18 protein-coding genes and 4 pseudogenes are annotated in these 17549 nt (G+C 71.7%); 8 read left to right on the forward strand and 14 right to left on the reverse strand.

Features of this window, described 5'->3' with window-relative positions:
- Positions 1–9: 9 nt before the first annotated feature.
- Positions 10–372 (forward strand): annotated as a pseudogene (locus tag JN350_RS19825) (SRPBCC family protein); the annotation flags it as partial.
- A 22-nt stretch (positions 373–394) separates the two neighbouring features.
- On the opposite strand, the gene JN350_RS19830 reads toward JN350_RS19825, so the two are convergent.
- From JN350_RS19830 to JN350_RS16490, 6 genes and pseudogenes are all read right to left on the reverse strand, one after another.
- Complete coding sequence (locus JN350_RS19830) at positions 395–1294, reverse strand: MurR/RpiR family transcriptional regulator (RefSeq protein ID WP_240347377.1); 900 nt, start codon at positions 1292–1294, stop codon at positions 395–397.
- On the reverse strand, positions 1291–2550 hold the full coding sequence (locus JN350_RS16470) for an allantoate amidohydrolase (protein ID WP_205462861.1): 1260 nt from the start codon (positions 2548–2550) through the stop codon (positions 1291–1293). The genes JN350_RS19830 and JN350_RS16470 overlap by 4 nt, the downstream gene beginning before the upstream one ends.
- On the reverse strand, positions 2547–3779 hold the full coding sequence (locus tag JN350_RS16475) for a pyridoxal-phosphate-dependent aminotransferase family protein (RefSeq protein WP_205462862.1): 1233 nt from the start codon (positions 3777–3779) through the stop codon (positions 2547–2549). The genes JN350_RS16470 and JN350_RS16475 overlap by 4 nt, the downstream gene beginning before the upstream one ends.
- A 43-nt stretch (positions 3780–3822) precedes the next feature.
- Positions 3823–5216, reverse strand: a pseudogene (gene allB, locus JN350_RS16480) (allantoinase AllB).
- Positions 5213–5977 carry an aspartate/glutamate racemase family protein gene (locus JN350_RS16485; protein WP_205462863.1) on the reverse strand — a complete coding sequence of 255 codons (765 nt, stop codon included), beginning with the start codon at positions 5975–5977 and terminating at the stop codon, positions 5213–5215. The pseudogene allB and the gene JN350_RS16485 overlap by 4 nt, the downstream one beginning before the upstream one ends.
- A 56-nt stretch (positions 5978–6033) precedes the next feature.
- Positions 6034–7593 (reverse strand): NCS1 family nucleobase:cation symporter-1, encoded by a 1560-nt coding sequence (locus JN350_RS16490; RefSeq protein ID WP_205462864.1) that lies wholly within the window; start codon positions 7591–7593, stop codon positions 6034–6036.
- A gap of 176 nt (positions 7594–7769) precedes the next feature.
- Here JN350_RS16490 and JN350_RS16495 point away from each other — a divergent pair, with 176 nt between their 5' ends.
- The gene (locus JN350_RS16495; RefSeq protein WP_205462865.1) at positions 7770–8525 is read left to right on the forward strand and encodes an SGNH/GDSL hydrolase family protein; all 756 of its coding nucleotides are present in this window, start codon (positions 7770–7772) and stop codon (positions 8523–8525) included.
- A gap of 116 nt (positions 8526–8641) precedes the next feature.
- A complete protein-coding gene (locus tag JN350_RS16500; RefSeq protein ID WP_240347379.1) occupies positions 8642–9229 on the forward strand; it encodes a VOC family protein in 588 nt (195 codons plus the stop codon).
- A gap of 4 nt (positions 9230–9233) precedes the next feature.
- Here the strand turns inward: JN350_RS16500 and JN350_RS16505 are convergent, their stop codons facing one another.
- The 3 genes and pseudogenes from JN350_RS16505 to JN350_RS16515 form a co-directional block, all read right to left on the reverse strand.
- Positions 9234–9737, reverse strand: coding sequence for a GNAT family N-acetyltransferase (locus JN350_RS16505; RefSeq protein WP_205462866.1), 504 nt, complete (start codon positions 9735–9737; stop codon positions 9234–9236).
- A 4-nt stretch (positions 9738–9741) separates the two neighbouring features.
- Positions 9742–11096: pseudogene (locus tag JN350_RS16510) on the reverse strand (LLM class flavin-dependent oxidoreductase).
- Positions 11097–11208: 112 nt separating this feature from the next.
- The gene (locus JN350_RS16515) at positions 11209–11577 is read right to left on the reverse strand and encodes a VOC family protein (RefSeq protein WP_123338764.1); all 369 of its coding nucleotides are present in this window, start codon (positions 11575–11577) and stop codon (positions 11209–11211) included.
- Positions 11578–11639: 62 nt separating this feature from the next.
- Between JN350_RS16515 and JN350_RS16520 the strand changes: the two are divergent.
- From JN350_RS16520 to JN350_RS16540, 5 genes and pseudogenes are all read left to right on the forward strand, one after another.
- Positions 11640–12103 (forward strand): annotated as a pseudogene (locus JN350_RS16520) (MarR family winged helix-turn-helix transcriptional regulator).
- A 52-nt stretch (positions 12104–12155) separates the two neighbouring features.
- Entirely contained in the window at positions 12156–12398 is a 243-nt protein-coding gene (locus JN350_RS16525) for a hypothetical protein (protein ID WP_240347380.1), read from the forward strand.
- Between the two features lie 52 nt (positions 12399–12450).
- Positions 12451–13026, forward strand: a complete 576-nt coding sequence (locus JN350_RS16530; RefSeq protein WP_205462867.1) for an HdeD family acid-resistance protein — start codon at positions 12451–12453, stop codon at positions 13024–13026.
- Positions 13027–13086: 60 nt separating this feature from the next.
- Positions 13087–13518, forward strand: a complete 432-nt coding sequence (locus JN350_RS16535) for a GNAT family N-acetyltransferase (protein ID WP_205462868.1) — start codon at positions 13087–13089, stop codon at positions 13516–13518.
- Between the two features lie 16 nt (positions 13519–13534).
- Positions 13535–13687, forward strand: a complete 153-nt coding sequence (locus JN350_RS16540; RefSeq protein WP_165901119.1) for a hypothetical protein — start codon at positions 13535–13537, stop codon at positions 13685–13687.
- 7 nt (positions 13688–13694) lie between these two features.
- Here JN350_RS16540 and JN350_RS16545 read toward each other — a convergent pair whose 3' ends face one another.
- The 5 genes from JN350_RS16545 to JN350_RS16565 all read right to left on the reverse strand — a co-directional run bounded on the left by JN350_RS16545 (position 13695) and on the right by JN350_RS16565 (position 17525).
- On the reverse strand, positions 13695–13949 hold the full coding sequence (locus JN350_RS16545; protein ID WP_205462869.1) for a GNAT family N-acetyltransferase: 255 nt from the start codon (positions 13947–13949) through the stop codon (positions 13695–13697).
- 110 nt (positions 13950–14059) lie between these two features.
- Positions 14060–14509 carry a Fe-S cluster assembly sulfur transfer protein SufU gene (gene sufU / locus JN350_RS16550; RefSeq protein ID WP_123338759.1) on the reverse strand — a complete coding sequence of 150 codons (450 nt, stop codon included), beginning with the start codon at positions 14507–14509 and terminating at the stop codon, positions 14060–14062.
- Positions 14506–15798, reverse strand: coding sequence for an aminotransferase class V-fold PLP-dependent enzyme (locus tag JN350_RS16555; RefSeq protein WP_205464493.1), 1293 nt, complete (start codon positions 15796–15798; stop codon positions 14506–14508). The genes sufU and JN350_RS16555 overlap by 4 nt, the downstream gene beginning before the upstream one ends.
- A 134-nt stretch (positions 15799–15932) precedes the next feature.
- Positions 15933–16187 (reverse strand): antitoxin, encoded by a 255-nt coding sequence (locus tag JN350_RS16560; RefSeq protein WP_374102075.1) that lies wholly within the window; start codon positions 16185–16187, stop codon positions 15933–15935.
- 54 nt (positions 16188–16241) lie between these two features.
- Positions 16242–17525: a chloride channel protein gene (locus tag JN350_RS16565; protein ID WP_205462870.1), complete on the reverse strand. Its 1284-nt coding sequence runs from the start codon at positions 17523–17525 to the stop codon at positions 16242–16244.
- Between the last annotated feature and the right edge of the window lie 24 nt (positions 17526–17549).

Genomic DNA, 17549 nt, shown 5'->3' on the forward strand with positions numbered 1-17549 from the left:
TTCCGCGTGGTGACCGAGCTCGCGGCACCGCCCGAGCGCGCGTTCGCGCTGTCGCTCGACATCGGCGCGCACGAGCGGTCGATGGCTGCGACCGACGAACGCGCCGTCGCCGGCACGACGTCCGGCACGATCGGCCTGGGCGAGTCGGTCACGTGGCGCGCACGGCACTTCGGGATCGTCTGGCGGATGACGAGTGAGATCACTGCTCTGGAGGGTCCGCACCGGTTCGTCGACGAACAGGTGCGTGGGCCGTTCGCCCGCTTCCACCACGAGCACCGGTTCGAGCCGTCGGCCGGCGGCACGCGCATGGTCGACACCATCACGTTCCGCGCTCCGTTCGGCCCGCTCGGTCGTCTGGCCGAGGTCGTCGCCCTCGAGCGCTACCTGCCGCGGCTCATCCGGGAGCGCAACGCGTCGCTCGCCACCGAGCTGCACGTCGACGGCCGCGACGGCCGCGACGGTCAGGGCGCTGCGAGCTCCCCAGCGCGTCGTAGGCACTCGCCACCGCGTCGACCCGCGCGCGGCCGGCCGGCCCCGAGGCTTCGTACACGTCGTTCGCGATGGCCGCGACGACCGCGAACAGGGCCGCCATCGAGTCGAACGCCGCCGGCGAGTCGACCGGGCACAGGATCGCGGTGTTCGCCGGTGCCGCGATGACGGCTGCGGTCGGGTCGCCCAGCACGACGACGTCGGCGCCGGTCGACACGCAGTGCCGCACGATCCGGTCGACCCCGGCGGTGTGCCGACGCACGGTCACCAGGACGACGAGGTCACGGCGGTCGAGGTCGGCGACCTCTTCGCCGAGCCGCTGCCCCGGTGCCGGACCGACCCGGACGTCGGATCGGACCTGGGCGAGCTGCGCGCGGAGCTGCAGCGCCACCGGGTAGGCGCCACGCTCCCCGAACACGAGCACGCGACGGGCGCGGACGATGCGGCGCGCGAGTCGCGGTCGATCGGCACGGGCCAGCGAGGCGAAGGCCGCGTCGAGGTTGCGGGCCTCGACGGCGCGCTGGTCGACGTGGGCGGCGTCCTCCGCCACCCACGGCAGGCCGGAGCCGCGTGCGGACATCAGGTTCTGCCGGACCTCGGCCGCGTCCTGGAACCCGAGCGACCGGACGAGCCGGGACACCGTGGCCTTCGACGTGCCCGACTCGGCGGCGAGTTCGGCCGAGGTGCCGACGAGCAGGAGTTCCGGGTCGTGCCGGACCATCGCGGCGACGCGTCGTTCGGCGGGCGAGAGCTGCTCCCAGACGGAGTCGATGCGGGCGCGGACGTCCGGTCCGGCGGTGCTCATGCCCGGGCCACCTGCTCCACCGCGACGGCGAGCGCGTCGAGCCCGAGGGCGATGTCCGGCGTCGAGACGAACTCGTCCGGGTGGTGGCTGATGCCGTCCGGGTTGCGCAGGAACAGCATCGCGACGTCGGTGACGAGCCCGAGCGACATGGCGTCGTGGCCAGCTCGCGAGAACAGCTCCATCGGCGCGGCCTCGCCCGTCGACTCGATGCCGGCGCGGACGGCGTCCATCAGCCGCGGCGCGCAGAACACCGCCGGCGCGCGGTGCACCTCGGTCGGCGTGACGCTGACCCCGCGTCGTTCCCCGATCAACGCGAACGCCTTCGTGAGCTCGTCCCAGACCGCGTCGCGGCCGTCGTCGAACTCGCCGCGCAGGTCCACCGAGAACCGCGCGAGCCCGGGGACCACGTTCACCGCGCCCGGTTCGACGGTCATCGTGCCGACGGTGCCGACGTGGTGCGACGCCCGGCAGATCCGTTCGACGGCCAAGGCAGCCTCGGCCGCGGCGAGCAGCGCGTCGTGGCGACGCTCGTAGGGTGTTCCGCCGGCGTGCCGGGCCTCGCCGACGGCCTCGACCGAGAAGCGTCGGGCGCTCGCGATGCTCGTGACGACGCCGAGCGCCTGACCGGCCTGCTCGAGGTACGGGCCCTGTTCGATGTGCGCCTCGAGGTACCCGGCGAGCGTCGTCGGGTCGACCGCCGCATCACCCACCCGGGCCGGGTCGAGCCCGAACCGGGTGAAGGCCTCGCGTAGGGTGACGCCGTCGCCGTCCGCCAGGTCCCACCAGGACTCGTCCCACACCCCGGCGACGGCGGACGACCCGAGCAGGGCCTTGCCGAACCGGGTCCCCTCTTCGTCGGAGAACGCGATGACCTCGAGCGCGACGGGCAACGGTCCCGCGGCCGTCAGTCGCGCAGCGGTGCGGACGGCCATCAGGACCCCGACGATCCCGTCGTAGCGGCCGGCGTCCACCACGGTGTCGAGGTGCGAGCCGAGCAGCAGCACGGGGGCGTCGGGCGTCGCGCCGTCGACCCGTCCGTGCAGGTTGCCGGCGGCGTCCTGCCAGGTGGTGAGTCCGGCGTCCTGCATCCACCCGGCGACGATCCCGTTGACGCGGGTGTGCTCGGGCGACAGGTACACGCGGGTGATCCGACCGGTCTCCTCGGTGACCAGGGCCAGCTCGTCGCACCAGCGCGCCACGAGCTCGGCATCGGCGGTGCCCAGGGCGGTGGCGGTCACGACCGGGGCCGCGCTCACGCCGGCACCCCGACCGGCGCACCGGAGAAGACGTCGAGGGCCGCGTCGACCCCACCGCCGTGCGGGACGGCGTGCCCCGCCCGGCGGAGCGCGTGCTCGAGGGCGGCGAGGGTCGTCACGACGGTGTCCTTGCGGGCGTTGTAGCCCATGGTGCCGATGCGCCAGACCTTGCCGTGGAGCGGTCCGAACGAGGTGCCGATCTCAATGCCGTGGTCGTCGAGCATCGAACCACGGACCTGGTCGCCGACGACGTCGGACGGGATCTCCACCGCGACGACGTTGTGCATCTTGTGCGCGACGTCGCCGAACACCCCGAGCCCGAGCGCCTGCACGCCCTGCAGCATCGCGCGCCCCGCGAGCTCGTGGCGTGCGATCGCCTGCTCGCGCCCTTCGTCGAGCAGGATGCGAGCGCACTCGTTGGCGGCGTAGAGCATCGACGCGGCCTCGGTGTGGTGGTTCAGCCGCCGCGGACCCCAGTAGTCCAGGATCATCGCGAGGTCGAGGTAGTTCGAGCGGATCGGCTCGTCGGCGACGTCGTCACCGGGTTCGCGGATGCCCGCCTCGACGCTGCGGCGCTCGTCGAGCACGGCGGTCGCACGCGGCGAGACGGTGACCGGCGCACTGCCCGACGGCCCGCCGAGGCACTTCTGCAGGCCGGCGCTGACCGCGTCGATGCCCCAGGCGTCGACCTCGAGCGGGTTGCCGCCGACGGTCGCCGTGGCGTCGGTGTAGAACAGCACGCCGTGCCGCTCGCAGATCGCGCCGAGTTCGTCGAGCGGCTGGTTCATCGTGGTGGAGGTGTCGCCCTGCACGATCGCCAACACCTTCGGCCGGACACGGACGATGGCGTCCTCGATCGCGGACGGTGTGAAGACCTGACCCCACGCGGTCTCGATGGTGTGGACCTCGGCCCCGGCACGTCCGGCGATCTCGGCGAGCAGGTGTCCGAACCGGCCGAACACCGGCACGAGCACACGATCCCCGGGTGCGAGGAGCGACACGAGCACCGCCTCGATCCCGGCGCGCGAGGTGCCGTCGACGAGCACGGTGGCGTCGTTCCTGGTGCCGAACACACCGCGGTAGAGCTCCTGGGTGTCGTTCATGGCGGAGGTCATCCACGGGTCGTACTGCCCGACGAGCGGGGTCGACAGGGCGCGGAGCACACGCGGGTCGGCGGTGATCGGGCCGGGGCCCATGAGGAGGCGGGCTGGCGGGTTCACGGGGTACATGGTTGGTCCTTCCGTTCCGGTCACGAGCGTACCGGAACGATCGTTACAGACGTGTTTCGGTGACCCGAGCGTCCGCGGTCACGGGAGCAGCGACGAGCTGCCCCTCGACGGAGGGGACGCCAGACGCGGTGGACGCCACCACGCGCCCGCGCAGCCAGGTCTCGGTGACGCGGCCACGGGCCTCCAGGCCGGCGAACGCGGAGACCGGGTTGCGGTGTGCGAGGCCGGCCACGTCGATGACCGCCGTGGCGGACGGGTCGAACACGGCGAAGTGGGCCAGCGCGCCGGGGGCGATGACCCCGCGGTCGGCGAAGCCGACGAGCGCTGCCGGACCGGTCGTGAACAGTGGCAACAGCGCCTCGAGCGGGACGCCGCGGCGGAGGGCCTCGGTCCAGACGGCCCGGAAGCCGACCTGCAGGCCGGCGATCCCACCCCAGGCGAGGCCCCAGTCGTCGACCTTGAGGTCGGCGGTCGACGGCGAGTGGTCGGAGACGATCATGTCGATCGTGCCGTCGAGCACGCCGGCCCACAGGGCGTCGCGGTTCGCGTCGTCACGGATCGGTGGGCAGCACTTGTACTCGGTCGCGCCGTCGGGGATGGAGCCCGCTTCGAACGACAAGTAGTGCGGGCAGGTCTCGACCGTGATCCGGACGCCGTCGTCCTTCGCGGCGCGGATCATCGGGATCGCTCCGGCGTCGGACAGGTGCAGGATGTGCACCCGCGCGCCAGTGGCCCGTGCGCCGTCGATGACCCGCGCGATGGCGGACCGCTCGGCGTCGACCGGGCGGGTGGCGAGGAAGTCCTCGTAGTGCCCGCCGAGCGCGGCGTGGTCGACCAGGAACTCGGGGTCCTCGGCGTGCACGATGAGCAGGGAGTCGATCCGGGCGACCTCCTCGATCGCGGCGCGCAGTTGGTCGGCGTCCAGGTGCGGGAACTCGTCGACCCCGGACGGCGCGGTGAAGCACTTGAACCCGAAGACGCCCGCGTCGTGCAGTGCGCCGAGCGCGCCGGCGTTGTCGGGGACCGCCCCGCCCCAGAACCCGACGTCGACGGCGACCCGCCCCTCGGCACTCGCGCGCTTCGCGGCGAGCGCCTCGACCGTCGTCGTCGCGGGGATCGAGTTGAGCGGCATGTCGATGATGGTCGTGACCCCGCCGAGCGCGGCGGCCCGGGTCGCGGACGCGAACCCTCCCACTCGGTGCGTCCGGGTTCGTTGACGTGCACGTGGGTGTCGACGAGGCCGGGCAGCAGGACCTGGTCGTCCGGCACGGTGCGGTCGTCGACGGCGGCCACGGGTGCGTCGACCGGCAGGACGGTGTCGACGCGGCCGTCGCGCACGACGACCGCCGCTGGGCGGAAGGCTCCGTCGATCCACGCGCGGTCGGCGCGCAGGACGAGGTCCGCGATGGTGCCGGCGGCGGCCGGGAGGCCCGTCATGCGCCCGCCCCGACCGTCGCGCCCGCCGTCGGCTGGCGTTCGAAGCCCGCCAGCAGACCCGACATCGCCTTCGTCGGCGGGGTGGCGTACTCGCCGTGCTTGCCCGTCGAGAGCCCGAGCCGCACGAGCGACTCGGCGAGCACGGTCGCCGCGGCGACGCCGTCGACGACCGGCGCCCCGATCGCCCGCGAGACCTCGGCGCAGAAGTCCGCCATCCCCGCGCAGCCGAGCACGACCGCGTCGGCTCCGCCGGCGATGACGGCCCGGCACTCCTCGATCACCAGGGCTCGTGCTCCCGAAGCGGGGTCGTCCAGTTCGAGCACCGCGACCTCACACGCCCGGATCTCGGTGACGAGCGAGGCGAACCCGTAGCGCTCGGCGAGCTCGTGGGCCCGGCCGGTCGTCCGCGCCAGGGTCGTCACGACGCCGAACCGGCGCCCGAGCATCGCCGCCGCGTGGAAGCCCGCCTCGGCGATCCCGATGACCGGCCCGGAGGCGAGCTCCCGCGCGGCGTCGAGCCCCGGGTCACCGAAGCAGGCGACGACGTGGGCGTCCACGCCGTCCTGCTCCCCGAGCGCGATCTGCTCGAGGAGCCCCGGCACCGCGAGCGCCTCTTCGTAATGGCTCTCGATCGACGCGGGGCCCATCGTGGGGTTCACCGCCTCGACGATGGTGCCCGGGCCGGCGACCGCGGTGGCGGCGACGCCGATCGAGCGGGTCATCGAAGCGGTGGTGTTCGGGTTGACGACGCGGATGCGCATCGGGGTCCTTCCGGCGGTGCGGGCGGTGCGGGTGTCGCTGGTGGTGCGGGGGCGTCTCAGGCTCGCCCGATGGCGGCGCCGTCGTCGACCGTCGGGTCGTCCGAGGCGAGTTCCGGCATGCTCGGCCGGATCCGCTCGAGGCCCCAGAAGACCACGAGTCCCAGGCCACAGCCGATGAACCAGCTGTAGTTGTTCAGCCCCGGCAGGATCCCGAGCGCGGGCGGCAGGACCGCACTGGCGACCGAGACCACCCCGGTGACGACGAGGGTACCGATGGCGTTCGGGTTGAAGCCGCCGCGGTACCAGTACCGGGCCGAGGTGTCCTTCGTGTACATGTCGTCGACGGCGATACGCTGCTTCCCGACGATGTAGTAGCCGGCGATCAGGATGCCGAACAGCGGGCCGATGAGGGCACCGAGCACCCCGAGCGTGTACAGGATGGCCTGGTCGTTGCCGTACCAGTTCCACGGGGTCAGCAGCACGGAGCCGACCGCGGCGATCATGCCGCCGGCTCGCCACGAGATCCGGCGCGGCGCGACGTTCGAGAAGTCGAACGCGGGGCTGATGAAGTTCGCGACGATGTTGATGCCGACCGTCGCCGTGACGAAGGTCAGGCCGCCGAGCAGGATCGCGAACGGGGCGCCGATCGCCTGCACGGTCTCGATCGGGTCGGTGATGAGCTTGCCGAACACCGGCACGGTGGCACTCGCACACAGCACGGTGAGCGCCGAGAAGAACAGGAAGTTGATCGGCAGGCCCCAGAAGTTGCCCCGCTTGACCGCCGCGAAGGACTTGCCGTAGCGCGAGAAGTCACCGAAGTTGAGCATCGGGCCGGAGAAGTAGCTGACCACCAGGGCGACCGCGGAGAGCATGACCGGGATCGATGCGCCGAAGGACAGCGGCTCGCCCACCGACAGCGTGAACGAGATGTTGCCGATGCCGGCCTGGCTGACGAGGTAGATCGCCAGGGCGATCATCACGACGTACACCGCCGGGCCCGCCCAGTCGATGAACTTCTTGATGGCCTCCATGCCCATCCAGAACAGGGCCCCCTGCGCGACCCACAGGATCGCGTACGAGATCCACCCGAGTGCCGACAGCCCCAGGAACCAGTGGTCGAGCAGCCCGGCCGAGGCGGGGATGAACTTCAGGAAGATGATGTTGAGCGACTGCGCGGCGAGGAACGTCTGCACGCCGTACCAGGCCATCGCGATCAGCCCGCGGATGATCGCGGGCACGTTCGCCCCGAGCACCCCGAACACCGCACGGTTGATGACCGGGTAGGGCACGCCGGTGCGCTGCGACGGCTTGGCGACGAGGTTGGCGAAGACCTGCACGATCAGGATGCCGACCACCAGGGCGATGAGCACCTGCCAGCTTGCGATGCCGAGTGCGAAGAGCGACCCGGCGGTGACGTAGCCGCCGACCGAGTGCACGTCGGACATCCAGAAGGCGAAGAAGTTGTAGCTCGTCCAGCTCTGCTTGCGCAGCGGGGCGAGGTCCTCGTTCGTGAGCGCCGGGTCGTACCCGGGCTTGACGACGCCGGCACCGGCGGGTGCGGCGGTCGTGGTGGGGGCGTGGGGCGCTGCGACGGGTGTCACGAGATCGGTAGCCATGGCGTCCTCCGAGGGAGTGGGGTGGGGAGGCGGTGATCGCCTCCACCGAAGAAGCTGAGGGAGCCTCTTCGCGCCCGCCGTTTCCCTCGTGTAACGGTCGTGTGTCGTGGGTGCCGTCCTGAAACGCTCGTTCCGACTCGCGGAACCTGCACAGGCGTGTGCAGGAAGATGCGTCCATGCCCGACACCATCCGTTACGTCGCGATCGGCGACAGCTTCTCGGAGGGCATCGGCGACGCCGGCGCCGTTCCGTTCCCCGGTTGGACCGGCCGACTCGCGAGCGGCATGGCCCGAGCGCACGACGCAGACGTCCGGTACGCCAACCTCGCCGTCCGCGGTCGCCTGCTCGCCGGGGTCCTCGGAGAGCAGCTCGACGCGGCGCTCGCACTCGACCCCACACCGACCCTGATCACGTTCTGCGCGGGCGGCAACGACCTGCTCCGGCCACGGTTCGACGCCCACGCCCTCATCGCCCCGCTCGAAGCGGCGGTCGCCACGGTCCTGAGCCGCGGCGTCCGGCTGGCGCTGCTGAGCCCCGCCGACCCGAGTGCCCGGCTCCCCCTCGGACGCCTCATCAACGCGCGCGGCGACGCCTGGGCGGATGCGCTCGCCGACCTCGCCGACCGGTACGACCTGCCATTCGTCGACGTGTCCCGTGATCCACACCTGCGCCGTGCAGAGTTCTGGTCCGACGACCGACTGCACATGAACGCGACCGGCCACCAACGCGTCGCCGACCTCGCCCTGCACGCGATCGTGAACGGCCCCCTGCCCGGAACGCCGGTGTCGGAGCCGACCGGTCGCACCCGACTCCCCGAGGAACTCCGCTACTACCGCGAGCACGTCCTGCCGTGGGTGCAGCGTCGCGTGACCCGACGGTCGTCGGGCGACGGGCGCTCGGCAACGTACCCGGCATGGACCGCCGTCGACTGATCGCGCACGATCGCGGCGGTTCTCCGCAAGCGACTGGTTGCCCGCTTGTCGCGCGGCAGACTGAGCGCTCTACTCGGTGGGATCACGTCCGAGCCGAACTCAGGGGAGACGGCACCATGACCACTGCGCCACGCCCATCCGGCACCACCGCGACACGCACCCCGACCGTCAGCACCCCGACGGGCACGCCCAGCACCGCACACGGCATCGACCACATCGGGCTCACCGTGCCCGACATCGACCAGGCCACCGACTTCTTCGTCCTGGGACTCGACGCCGTCCCCCTGTACGACCGGTTCCTCCGGAGCGAACCGCTCCGCGGTGAACCCGACGTCCAGCGCCGCCTCGGCATCCCGAAGACCATGGCCCAGGGTGCGCTGCGGATGCTCGCGCTGCCGAACGGTCCAGGGCTCGAGCTGTTCGAGTACCACGGCCCGGACCAGCGATCGGCAGCTCGGGCCAGCGACCTCGGCTGGCAGCACGTCGCGTTCTACGTCGACGACATCGACCACGCGCTGTCGCACATCGAGACGGCGGGCGGCCAGCGGTACGCCGACCCGCGGGACCTCGGCGGCAACGAAGGCGGATCGGGCAACCGGTTCGTGTACGTCGGGACGCCGTGGGGATCCACGATCGAGTTGATCACCTACCCGACCCGGCAGTCGTACGAGGACCACGCCCCGCGACCGAAGTGGCGGGTCTGAGCGGTCAGCGCACCGAGGCCGCGGCGACGTAGGTCCGCGTCGGCTTGCCGGTGAGGGCATGCGGGAACTCGACTCCGTCCGCCCGGAACCCGCCGGCTTCGTAGAGCCGCAGCGCCCGCTCGTTGCCGGCGAGCGCGTGCAGGACGACCGCGGAGTGTCCCGCCGCCGCTGCTGCGTCGACCGACGCGGCCAGGAGCGCACGCCCGACACCCCGCGCCTGCACGTCCGGGCGGACGGCGAGCAGCGACAGGTATGCGGCGTCGGACGGGTCGGTCGACCGTCCGGACCCCGGCGCCGTCACGAGCGCGAAGCCGTCGACCGCGCCAGCCGCTCCGGTGGCGACGACCAGGGCGACGCGCGGCACGGCGAACTTCGACGCCGCACGGGCACGCACCGCGTCGGATTCCGGGACGCCGTCCCGTGCCGCGACCGCTGCGACCCACAGGTCGACGCAGGCCGACACCTCGTCCGGGGCCGCTGGACGCACGGACACGGACGGTTCGATCACCCGGTCAGCCTACGACCGCGCTGCTGTCGATCCTGAACGACGCCCCACGGTGCTCGTCGGGCAGCCGGTCGCCGCGGCCGTGCAGCTTGTGCCGCAGCGATCCGGGCTCGTAGCCGGTCGGGTACGCCCCGCGGGCACGGAGCTCGGGGATCACGAACTCGATGACGTCCTCCCACGTGCCCGGGGTCACCGCGTACGCCAGGTTGAACCCGTCGACGTCGGTGCGTTCCTGGATCTCCTGCAGCCGGTCGGCGATGGTCGCTCCCCGCCGACGGCGACCGGCCCGAGGCCGCCGATCGCGGTGTGCCGGGCGAGGTCGCGGATCGTCCACGAACTGCCGTCCTCGCCGGTCGCCGCTGCGATGTTCGCCGCTGCCGACTGGATGGCGTTCGACTCCACGTCGCCGAGGGGCTCGTCGAGGTCCCACTGCGACAGGTCGACGCCCATCCAGCCGGAGTTGAGCACCAGCGCACCGAGCTCCGACGCGTACGACAGGTAGTCCTCGTACTTCGCCTGGGCCAGCTCGTCGGTGGCGTCCGTGATCACGGTGAGCAGTGTGTAGACGCGAGCGGCGTAGCGGTCGCGACCAGCTGCCTCCAGGGCGTCACGGACCTTCGCGACGGTCGACGCGAGCTGCTCGACGGTCGGTGCGCCAACGAAGACGGCTTCGGCGTTCTCCGCTGCGAAGCGGATGCCGCGCGGCGACGCGCCCGCCTGGTAGATGACGGGCGAACGCTGCACCGACGGCTCGGACAGGTGGATGCCCGGCACGTCGAAGTGCTTGCCGTGGTGCTCGATCGGGTGCACCTTCGCCGGGTCCGTGAAGACGCCGGACGCTCGGTCGGCGACGACCGCGTCGTCCTCCCACGAGCCCTCCCACAGCTTGTAGAGGACCTCGAGGTACTCGTCGGCAACGTCGTAGCGGTCGTCGTGCGACAGCTGGTCGGTCTGGCCCATGTTCCGCGCGGCGCTCGGCAGGTACCCGGTGACGACGTTCCAGCCGACCCGCCCCTTGGTCAGGTGGTCGAGCGTGGAGATCCGCCGGGCGAACGGGTACGGGTGCTCGTACGCCGTGCCGGCCGTGATCCCGAAGCCGAGGTGCTCGGTCACCGACGCCATCGCCGACACCAGCAGGATCGGATCGTTGACCGGCACCTGCGAGCCGGTGCGGAGTGCGGCCTCGTTCGAGTCGCCGTAGACGTCGTACGTGCCCAGGACGTCGGCGATGAAGATGCCGTCGAACGCCCCGCCCTCGAGCGTCTTCGCCAGGTCCGTCCAGTACGTCAGGTCGCGGTAGTCGCGCGATCGGTCGCGCGGGTGCCGCCACAGCCCGGAGGACTGGTGCGCGACGCAGTTCATGTCGAACGCGTTGAAGCGGATCTGCCGGGGTTCGCTGCTGCTGGTCACGCCGTGACGCTACGTGCGGGGTCTGCGTCCGTCATCCATCGTGACGAAGCGTGACGCCCGCAGCTCAGGCGCGGTCGTGCAGCGTGACCTGGTAGCCGTCCGGGTCGGCGAAGGTGAACGTCCGACCGAACGGGCCGTCGATCGGCGCCGCGACGATGGTGTGGCCGTCGGCCACCAGGGCGTCGTGGATGGCCTGCACGTCGGTCGCGTGCAGCCAGATCGCCGCGCCGATGCCCGGCTGCGACACCGCGTCGAGGTCGGTGCCGGGGACGACGTCCCGCAGCGCGAACGCGATCGGCGTGGTCTCGAAGACGACGGCGTGCGGCGGGCCGGCCTGCGAGCGGACCAGACCGAGGTACTGCTCGTAGAACGCCTGCGACGCCGTCAGGTCGCGGGTCTGCAGGGAGATGAAGTCGGGGCCGGTGACGGGCATGTGGAGCTCCTTCGTTTCGTGTCAGTCTTCTGACACAGAGCAACCTATGTCAGACTCCTGACATGAGTCAAGACGGAATCGACCTCGAGACGTCCCTCGGGTACCTGCTCAAGGAAGCCGCGAGCGCCCTCCGCGCCGCGATGGAGGCCGTGCTGCGCCCGCTCGGCATGACGATGACGCACTACTCGTGCCTCGAACTCCTGGCACAGCGCCCCGGACTGTCGAACTCCGAGCTCGCACGCGGCGCCTTCGTCACGCGGCAGTCGATGAACGTGCTGCTGCAGGCGCTGGAACGGGACGGCTTCGTGACGCGGGCCACCGAAGCACCGGTCGGCAAAGCGCTCCCGACGCGGTTGACAGCGAGCGGCCGCGCGAGCCTCGAGCGTGCGAGTGCGGCGGTCCGTGGCGTCGAGGTCCGCATGCTCGACGGACTGTCGGACGAGCAGCAGGTCGCGGCGCGGGGGCGTTGCGCAGCATGGTGCGCTCCCTCCGTCGCACCACCGACGACGGGGCCGCCACGGTCTGACGACGCGCTACCCTTCGGCTCGTATTGACGTATCTCTCGAAGGGAACTGTTCGTGCACGAGGACTTCACCGGCCTGTACCTGTCGAGCCTCTGGCTCAGCGTCGCGATGCTCGCCGGTGGGTACGCCCGGACCCGGAACCGATCGGCGTGGACCTGGTTCCTCCTGACGCTGCTGTTCGGCCCGCTCGCGGTGCTCCTGCTCGTCACGTGGCCGGCGCGCCCGCCGAGCCGGACCGACCCCGCGCGGACCGATGCGTCCGCATGGGCACCGGACACGAGCGGTTCCGAGGAGTAACCCTGACGCAGAAGCGCGCAGGACCAGATCCTCTCAGGGAAGGGCGGACACCATGGCGCTGCAGGACGACGTCGTCGCCGACGTCGGCGGGGATCGACGACTGCGGACCGCGCTGCTGATCGTCGGCATCGTGGCGATCCTCGTCGGTGTCGCGGCGCTCGTGCTCCCGCACGCGACGCTGTTCGCGGTCGCGTGGGTGTTCGGCATCTATCTGCTGGTGTCCGGCCTGTCGATGATCGTCCGTGCGTTGGCCCGCGGGATCGGCACCGGCCGCCGCATCGGCTTGGTCGTCCTCGGTGCGCTGATCCTCGCCGGGGGCATCGTGGCGCTCGTCGCCCCGCCGGTCGGGGTGCGGTGGATCGCGTTCGCGATCGGCTTCGCCTGGCTGGTCGAGGGCATCACCCTGCTCTACGCCCCGACACCGACGAACCGTGCCCTGACGATCGGTGCCGCGGTGCTCAGCATCGTCATCGGCGTGCTCGTCATCAACCTGCCGTCCATCGGGGCAGCGCTCGCCGTCGTCGCCATCGCGGGCTTCCTGATCCTGTTCGGCATCGTGCAGATCGCCCTCGGGATCACCGTCGGACGCACTGACCGATCCGCCGCGACCGCCGGTCGAGCGGCCTGACCGCAGCTCCTGCGCAGGGGTCCGTCACGGATCGGTGCCGACGACTCCTAGGCTCGACGGATGCACGTCGCACTGCGGAACAGCATCCCCGAGGACGTCGAGTGGCTCGTCGAGCTGCGTGCGCAGGTCCTCCGCGCCGACCTCGAGCGTCTCGGCCGCTTCGACGCGGTCCGGGTCCGCCGACGGATGCGTGATGCCTTCGCGCCCGAGCACACCCGGGTCGTCGTGGTCGACGGGCGCGACGTCGGCTCGATCACCACGCGGGTCGACGACGACACCCGCTGGGTCGAGCACTTCTACCTCGCGCCGGAGGTCCAGGGGCGGGGCGTCGGATCGACAGTGCTCCGGACCGTCCTAGCCGAGCCCCACGCGGGTGCGACGCGACTCAACGTCCTGCAGGGCAGCGCCGCGCGCCGGCTCTACGAACGGCACGGTTTCGTCGTCGACACCGAGGACGACATCGACGTCTTCATGACGCATCGTCACGTCTGAACGATAGGTTCGACGCATGAGCCACGTTCTGCGATCCATCGGCCGGGTGGTGCTGACCACGCTGCAGTACCTGGCCGCCGTACTGAGTGCCATCGGTTCCGGCGGTGCCACCGCCCCGGCCCAGCCACCCACCCGATCCACGAAGCCGCGGGACGAGTACCGCCCCTGAGCAGGGCCTACAGCACCTTGGCGTACCACCGGCCGGAGTACGGGTCGTCGTTGAACTGTGCGACCCGTACGAACCCGAGCCGTTCGCAGAGCGCGCAGGCCTCGGCGAGCTCAGCCCGGGTGTCGAGACGCAGCGACATGGTCCCGCGCTCCCGGCAGACCGCCTCCACGTGTCGCAGGAGCGCCGATCCGACACCCCGACCGCGGCGCTCCGGCAGCGTGAAGACCTTCGTCAGCTCACCGACGGCACCCACGAAACGCACGCCGGCCTTTTTGGGCCCGGTCGGCGACCAGCTGCGGACGGGAGGCGCGGGGCGGGCCGGCCACGGGCCTCCTGGCCGTCACGTGGTCGCGATCGCGAGCCGCACCCGGCTCAGCGGGACGCCGTCGCCTCACGCGCGGCGGCTTCCGCCGCGACCCAGGCGAGCATGCCGCACTTGACCCGCATGACGAACTTCGAGACGCCGTGGAAGGCGATGAGGTCCTCGAGGACGTCCTCGTCGGGCTCGCCGACGCCGCGGGAGCGCATCATCGTGCGGAACTCGTCGGTCAGTGCGAGGAGCTCCGGGACCGTGCGACCCACGGCCATGTCGGTGAGGACCGATGCCGAGGCCATCGAGATCGAGCAGCCGTCGCCCTGCCAGGCGAGACCGGCGATCCGGTCGGTGCCCGGTTCGAGGCGGATGCGGACGGTGATCTCGTCGCCGCACGTGGGGTTGCGCTCGAAGTGCGAGGCGTCGGCGTCGGGCAGGTCGCCGTCGCCGTGCCGGGCCTTCGCGTGGTCGAGGATGACCTGCTGGTACAGGCTGTCGAGGGCGTTCACACCGTCGCTCCGAAGTAGCCGCGGACCTCGCCGACGGCCGCGATGAACCGGTCGACGTCGTGCTCGGTCGTGTAGACGTAGGTGCTCGCGCGGCTGGTGGCGACCAGGCCCAGGCGGCGGTGCAGGGGTTGGGCGCAGTGGTGCCCCGAGCGGACGGCGATGCCCTGCGCGTCGAGGTACTGCGACACGTCGTGGGCGTGCACGCCGTCGACGTCGAACGACACCAGGCCCGATCGCGGGACGCCGACCGGCGGACCGACGACGCGGATGCCGGGGACGGCGGCCAGGCCGTCGAGCATGCGCCGGGCGAGGTGCTCCTCGTGCGCGCGGACACGCTCCATGCCGATGCCCTGCAGGTAGCGGACGGCCTCGGCAAGGGCGACGGCCTGCGACACGGGCTGCGTGCCGGCCTCGAACCGCTCGGGCGCCGGCATGAACTCCGACGCCTGCATGGTCACGGTGGTGATCATGGACCCGCCGGTGCGGAACGGCGGCAACGCGTTCAACAGCTCACTGCGGCCCCAGAGCACGCCGATGCCGTTCGGACCGAGCATCTTGTGCCCGGAGAACGCCGCGAAGTCGACGCCGAGCTGCTGCACGTCGAGCGGCCGGTGCGGCGCGGACTGGCAGGCGTCGAGCACGACCAGTGCGCCACGGGCGTGGGCGAGCCCGACGATCTGCTCGACGGGGGCGACCATGCCGGTGACGTTCGAGACGTGCGCGAACGCGAACACCTTGGTGCGGTCGGTGATCAGGGCCGCGGCGTCCTCGGCGGTCCAGGTGCCGTCGTCGGCGACCGGGACCCAGCGGAGGGTCGCACCCGTCAGCGCGGCGAGTTCCTGCCACGGCACCAGGTTCGCGTGGTGCTCGGCCTCGGTGACCAGGATCTCGTCGCCCGGTCCGATGCGGAAGCGAGCGGCGTCGACCCCACCGCGGCCACGACTGGCGTTCGCGATGCCGTAGGCGACGAGGTTGAGGGCGTCGGTGGCGTTCGCGGTCCAGACGACCTCGCTCGGACCGGCAGCGCCGATGAAGTCGGCGACGGTGGCACGGGCGTCCTCGTAGGCATCGGTGCTCAGCGCCGCGAGCGTGTGCGCCCCGCGGTGCACGGCGGCGTTGTCGTGCTCGAGGAACCGGCGTTCGGCGTCGAGGACCTGGGTCGGGCGTTCCGCCGTCGCCCCCGAGTCCAGGTACGCCAACGGTTGCCCGTTCACGTCCTGCGCGAGGATCGGGAAGTCCGACTTGATCGTCTCGACCTCGGCCTCGGTGAGCGGCTGGTTCGGCGCCACGACTGTCACGTCTCGTCCTCCTGGTGTTGCTGTCCGGAGCAACCCGTCAATGGTGGCCGTTGTTCCCGACGGCGTCCAGTCGGCACGGCAACGGCCCAGGACCGCGCCGGGTCCTGGGCCGTCGCACGGTGGGGCTACTCGTTGCCGATCTTCTTGTCCGCAGCGTCGCGGGCACCGTCGATCTTGTCGTCGTACTTGCCGCCGGTGGCCTTCTTGACCGCGTCGGCGACACCCCCGAGGACCTTGTCGCTGATGTCCTCGGCCTTCTCGCTCTTCAGGGCGTCCTGGACCTTGTTGTCCTTCAGGAAGTCCTGGGCCTTCTTCGTGATGTCGTCGAACCCCGCCATGGCCTGCTCCTCAGCTCGGTGCGGAGCCCGTCGCTCCGTCATGCCGCAGATGGTAGGCCGCGGAGCCGTCGTCTGTCCCGGAAGGTGACGAAGTGTTCACACCATCTGGGCGCTGCGTCGACGCGCCAGGACGTACCCGACCGCGACCGCCCCCGACACCGCGAGGAGCGACGGGATGAGGATGTCGGTGCCCTCCTGCGTGAACTCGACCACCAGGACGAGCGCCGTGAACGGGGCCCGCATCGTGGTCGCCAGGAACGCCGCGGCGCCGACGAACGCGAAGGCCGCCAGGCCGGCGCCGTCAGCGGGCCAGAGCAGGAGCCACGCGCCACCGAGGCCGCCGCCGATCGCCGAACCGATCGCGATCGACGGCGTCAGGGTGCCGCCGACCGCGCCGGCACCGATGGTGGCCGACGTGGTGATCGTGCGGACGACGCCGAGCAGCAGGAGCAGCACGATCGGCGCCAGGCCGGCGACGGTGCCGTCGTCGAGCGAGGCGTTCATGGCGACGAGGCCCAGCGCCCGCCCGTTGCCGAGGATCTCGGGGAACGGCACCGCGATGAGCCCGACCATCGCGAACACCACCGGCAGCACGACGAGCAGGTGCCAGCCCTTGGGCGCGATGCCCTGCAGCCGGTTGGTGAGCTTCACGAACCCGACGCCGGCCAGGCCGAGGACGGGCCCGACGACGATCGCCCAGACGAGCAGTGACGGCGACATGTGCATCGCCGGCACGTGGTAGAGCACCTCGTCCGGGATCACGAGCCGGGCGACGAACGCGGCGACGGCACTCGTGGCGAACGCGGGCAGGGCCGTGGCGAAGCTGATCTCGCCGAGCAGGACCTCGACGGCGAACAGCGCCCCACCGAGCGGGACGTCGTACACCGCGGCGAGGCCCGCCGCCGCTCCGCAGGCGACCAGGATCTTCGTCTCGCGCGGGGTGAGACCGGCACGACGGGTGACGAGCTGGGAGAGCCAGGCGCCGACCTCGCGCGGAGCGACCTCCTTGCCGATCGAGGCACCGAGACCGACCGCCAGGATCTGCACGCCGGCGTTCGCCAGGGTCGCGAGTGCGGGCATCCGCTTGCCGCCGACCGCCGCGGTGACCGACACGATCGGACGCCCCCAGCGCCGGAGCGCCCACCAGGCGAAGCCCGTCAGGACACCGGCGGCCACGAGCGCGAGGAACCGGTTCAGCGCCGACGGTGCGTCCGCCGCCTCGAGGTGCCCACCGAAGCCGTACCCGAAGGCCACGAACTGGATGAGCTGCAACGCGAGCCACACGGCGATGCCGGCGATGCCGCCGGAGACGCCCACCAGGGCGGTGACGACGGCGAGCTTGAGCGCCCAGACGGGGGTCGCGTGTCCGGAGCGCGGCATGTCGAGAACCCTAGCGGCTCCGAT

Source organism: Curtobacterium sp. 24E2 (assembly GCF_016925595.1).
Taxonomy (GTDB): domain Bacteria; phylum Actinomycetota; class Actinomycetes; order Actinomycetales; family Microbacteriaceae; genus Curtobacterium.

Excerpts from the sequence above, each read along its gene's own strand:
- JN350_RS19830 (WP_240347377.1), bottom strand. The coding sequence starts at position 1,294 with ATGAGCACCGCCGGACCGGACGTCCGCGCCCGCATCGACTCCGTCTGG.
- JN350_RS16475 (WP_205462862.1), bottom strand. The coding sequence starts at position 3,779 with ATGTACCCCGTGAACCCGCCAGCCCGCCTCCTCATGGGCCCCGGCCCG.
- JN350_RS16485 (WP_205462863.1), bottom strand. The coding sequence starts at position 5,977 with ATGCGCATCCGCGTCGTCAACCCGAACACCACCGCTTCGATGACCCGC.
- JN350_RS16490 (WP_205462864.1), bottom strand. The coding sequence starts at position 7,593 with ATGGCTACCGATCTCGTGACACCCGTCGCAGCGCCCCACGCCCCCACC.
- JN350_RS16495 (WP_205462865.1), top strand. The coding sequence starts at position 7,770 with ATGCCCGACACCATCCGTTACGTCGCGATCGGCGACAGCTTCTCGGAG.
- JN350_RS16500 (WP_240347379.1), top strand. The coding sequence starts at position 8,642 with ATGACCACTGCGCCACGCCCATCCGGCACCACCGCGACACGCACCCCG.
- JN350_RS16515 (WP_123338764.1), bottom strand. The coding sequence starts at position 11,577 with ATGCCCGTCACCGGCCCCGACTTCATCTCCCTGCAGACCCGCGACCTG.
- JN350_RS16530 (WP_205462867.1), top strand. The coding sequence starts at position 12,451 with ATGGCGCTGCAGGACGACGTCGTCGCCGACGTCGGCGGGGATCGACGA.
- JN350_RS16535 (WP_205462868.1), top strand. The coding sequence starts at position 13,087 with ATGCACGTCGCACTGCGGAACAGCATCCCCGAGGACGTCGAGTGGCTC.
- JN350_RS16540 (WP_165901119.1), top strand. The coding sequence starts at position 13,535 with ATGAGCCACGTTCTGCGATCCATCGGCCGGGTGGTGCTGACCACGCTG.
- JN350_RS16560 (WP_374102075.1), bottom strand. The coding sequence starts at position 16,187 with ATGACGGAGCGACGGGCTCCGCACCGAGCTGAGGAGCAGGCCATGGCG.
- JN350_RS16565 (WP_205462870.1), bottom strand. The coding sequence starts at position 17,525 with ATGCCGCGCTCCGGACACGCGACCCCCGTCTGGGCGCTCAAGCTCGCC.